Source organism: Kitasatospora sp. NPDC058444, from assembly GCF_042721415.1.
Classification (GTDB): domain Bacteria; phylum Actinomycetota; class Actinomycetes; order Streptomycetales; family Streptomycetaceae; genus Kitasatospora.
Map to the genome: position 1 here is coordinate 65,823 of NZ_JBHXLL010000049.1, position 653 is coordinate 66,475.

1 pseudogene is annotated in these 653 nt (G+C 69.7%); it reads right to left on the reverse strand.

From position 1 onward, the window contains the following. Positions 1–375 (reverse strand): annotated as a pseudogene (locus ACFWP2_RS33915) (RNA helicase); the annotation flags it as partial. Positions 376–653 lie beyond the last annotated feature (278 nt).

Here is a 653-nt window from a genome sequence, read left to right on the forward strand (position 1 = left end):
GTCATCGCGGTCACGGCCGTAGCCGCCGGAGGGACGGTCACCGCGGTCGCGGTTGAAGCCACCGGACGGGCGGTCGTCGCGACGGAAGCCGCCACCGGCCGGACGGTCGTCACGACGGAAACCACCGCGCTCGCCACCACGGTCGTCACGGTCACGGCCGTAGCCACCGGCCGGACGGTCGTCACGGCGGTAGCCGCCGGAGGGGCGGTCGTCCCGACGGAAGCCACCGGACGAACGATCGTCACGGCGATCGTCACGGCGGTCATCGCGACGGTAGCCGCCACGGTCGTTGGACGAGCCCCCACGGGACCGGGGCTCGTAGCCTCGGCCGTCGTCCGATCGACGCTCGGGACGGTCCTGGGGCTGGTTCGACATCGTGGTGACTCCTTCTGCTGCTTCAGCTCCACCGCTGGCGGAGCATGCAACTCCGCTGCCGCCACACGGTTTCGACGCCGGCCTGCTGGCCTGCGTACCTTCTCCATTGTCCGGCATGCCAGGACCGTCCGCGTCTGGGCGGAAGTCCCGTTCTGCCGGTCTTCTTCACGTTCGCAAAACACAAAAAGGCCGCGGCCCCAGCGAGTCGCGGGGGCCGCGGCCTTGAATAATTGTTCGGCGGCGTCCTACTCTCCCACAGGGTCCCCCCTGCAGTACCA